Here is a 2874-nt window from a genome sequence, read left to right as displayed (position 1 = left end):
CCGGAAAACGTCACCCAATAGGGAGATTGGCCCAGTGATTTGAATATCTTCGTATAATCTTCAACGGCAAGTTCCGGGACCGGCTCATCCCAGATGCGGCAGGTTGCGCAGCGGTAATTGCAGCGGGTGGTCAGGCTGATTGTATAATTGAAGGGTAATACCTTTGGCCGGCCGGTGGCCCGGAAAAGCCGGTAAAGTATCTGGGCCGTGAACAAGTTCATCAGCGGCCCCCGATCTGCTTGGTGGAAGAGGCCATGGGCCAGATGAAAGGATTTCTTTTCAGTACATGGAAATCGATCCAGGCCAAAAGCCTGGCCAGGGCTTCCAGGGAAACCGCCCCGGCTAAAAAGGCCAGCCGGCGGGGCGACCAAGACAGTTCGTCTTTAAGCAGGGCCAGCACTTTTAGATTGTTCATGGTATCGGGAAGCTTCCAGTCCGGCCTCAGTATTTTCATATGATGGTAGCCTATCAGGTGCCGGCGGCGGACCTTGAAGAAATCGGCCAGGTTCTCCGGGCCGCGGTTGTAAAATACCGCTCCGGGAACATACCTGCTTTTAAATCCCTTTTCCAGGACCTGCATCACTATCCAGGTCTCGTCAGTTGCTGTGTCCACCGGGATCCCGTCGATCACCTTCCGGAAGGCCACCGCCTCTCCGGCCTTGAAACCGTTCAAAGCCAGCCGGTGATGCAGCCTCCAGAACAAGCCAACATAATAACCGATGAAATCACCGGGATCGTTCAGTGGTATGATCTGCCCGGCCGCCACACCGGTTTTGGGGTCGTCAAATGCCTTGAGCATTTCCTCCAGCGCTCCTGGCCGGGGCAGAATATCTCCGCTTAACATTACCAGAATAGGGGAAACGGAACTGCTGATGAACAAATTGACCGCCGAAGCCTTTCCCTCCCTGCTTTCCTGCACCAGCAGGCGGATCCGGTGATCAGCTTTCATCTTTTTACTGACAATGTCCGGAGTGCCGTCGGTGCAGCCGGAGGCAATGACGTTGATTTCCTCCAGGATGTAACCGGATGAATCAAACATTAAAAGGCGGTCCAAAAGTTTTTCAATATTGGCCGCCTCGTTATAACACGGTATGCCGATCGAAAATTTCATAAGGACAATGTCCTTAACACCGAATCCCGGACGGATTCCGGGGTCAGCCCTGACATGCAGACGAGATCGTGACAATAAGCTTTATAGCAGGGAGAGCACTTTGCCCCGGCCGAAAGTTTTTCGCCTTTTTTGTACAGGTCTATTTCCTGGCTGCAGGTGGGACCGAACAGGGCCACCGTTCTTCGGCCCAAAGCGATCCCCGAATGCATGCCCAAAGTATCGGCGCTGACCAGCAGGTCCAGGGCGCTGATGACCGCCGCAAACTGGCGCAATTCCAGGCTGGTCCCGGGATTGATGAAGCCGGGGCAGCTTCTGGCGATGGCCTGGTTCAGCTGGGTCTCTTCGGGGCCGCCCAACAGCAGCAAGCCGATGTCTTTATGCCCGGCCAAAAGCCTTCCCAGCTTGACGAAATGATCTTTGGGCCAGCTTTTGGTGGGAAAGGCCCGGCCGGTTCCGGTGTTGATCCCCACCAGATGCTTTTTGCCCTTCAACCGGGGGAATTTATGCAAATGATCCTTTGCCCAGGAAAATTCTTCGCCGGTAAGATCAAGCACGTACTGCTGCTGCCGGTATTTAAGTCCGCAGGCCTCGAGGATCAGCTGCTGATAACTTTTTTGGTTCACCTTAAACTTAAGCCGGTCCGATAGTCCCAGATTATAGATGTATTTTGACCCTGCGTTCAAGGGGATCAATTGACCGAGTGATCCCAACCCAAATCCGCATTTGCGCCCGGCCCGGACCTGCGAGGCCAGACCGGCCAGATGGGGTTCCTTGTCCAGGCAGACCGCCAGGTCATATCTTTGGGATAATATTTCCACCGTTGATCCCAGGGTATAGGCCAGCAGTCTGTCGATGTGGGGGTTCCCCTCCAGCAATGGCATGGCATCCGGGGCAGTCAGCCAGGTAAGGCGGCTTAGGGGGTATTTTTGTTTTAAAGCCGCAGCCAAAGGAGTGGTGCGCAATACATCACCCTTGGCAGCGGTCTTGATCAGCAGTATATTCCCCTTCCAGGGACGGTACTCACGGCACGATCGGCAGTCCGGGTTGAGCGGGCAGGGCTTGTAGCCCAGAAAATGCCGGCAATCAGGCTTGGGAAACGGCATCATCGTGCTTCAGTTCTTTAAGTTTGTATTGCAGGGTGCGCAGGCTGATCCCCAGCTGATCCGCCGTCTGGCGGCGGTTGCCCTGGCATGATTTTAAGGTGGCGATGATCAGGTTCTTCTCCATCTCCCTCATGGACTGGCCGGAAACCACGGCGGCAGGTCCGGACCTGACTGTTTTGATCTGATCCGGAAGATCTTCCAGGCGGATGGTCTGGCCCTTGGCCATCACCACGGCATAGGAAATGACGTTTTCCAGTTCCCGGATGTTTCCCGGCCAGCCGTAATCCATCAGAACGGCCAGGGCTTTGTTCTCTATCTGGTCGATGCCTTTGGACTTGGCGGCGGGGGCGGTCTGAAGGAAATGCCGGCAAAGCAGCGGAATGTCGCTCTGCCTTTCCCGCAGGCTGGGCAGGTTGATGGTCACCACATTAAGGCGGTAGAAAAGGTCCTCCCGGAACCGGCCCGATTTTACCTCCTGGATCAGGTCCCGGTTGGTGGCCGAGATCACCCGGACATCGACCCGGATGCTCTGGGTATCCCCTACCCTGCGCATCTCGCCGTCCTGCAGCACCCGCAAAAGCTTGGCCTGAATGGCCGGGGAGATATCGCCGATCTCGTCCAGAAAGAAAGTGCCGCCATCGGCCATCTCGAACAGGCCCA

The 2874-nt window shown here is 55.8% G+C and carries 4 protein-coding genes; all 4 read right to left on the bottom strand.

All coding sequences use genetic code 11. The features are described from left to right. Positions 1 to 221 (bottom strand): radical SAM protein (locus Q7U71_02730; protein ID MDO9390668.1); only part of this gene is annotated, 221 nt, incomplete at its 3' end. Beyond that, a complete protein-coding gene (locus Q7U71_02725; GenBank protein MDO9390667.1) occupies positions 221 to 1111 on the bottom strand; it encodes a glycosyltransferase in 891 nt (296 codons plus the stop codon). The genes Q7U71_02730 and Q7U71_02725, both read right to left, overlap by 1 nt. Next, on the bottom strand, positions 1108 to 2217 hold the full coding sequence (locus Q7U71_02720; protein MDO9390666.1) for a glycosyltransferase family 9 protein: 1110 nt from the start codon (positions 2215 to 2217) through the stop codon (positions 1108 to 1110). Before Q7U71_02720 ends, Q7U71_02725 begins: the two co-directional genes overlap by 4 nt. Next, positions 2195 to 2874 (bottom strand): sigma 54-interacting transcriptional regulator (locus tag Q7U71_02715; GenBank protein ID MDO9390665.1); only part of this gene is annotated, 680 nt, incomplete at its 5' end. The genes Q7U71_02715 and Q7U71_02720, both read right to left, overlap by 23 nt.

The organism is bacterium, from assembly GCA_030655055.1.
Classification (GTDB): domain Bacteria; phylum Edwardsbacteria; class AC1; order AC1; family EtOH8; genus UBA5202.
This window is presented reverse-complemented; position numbering and strand designations above follow the sequence as displayed.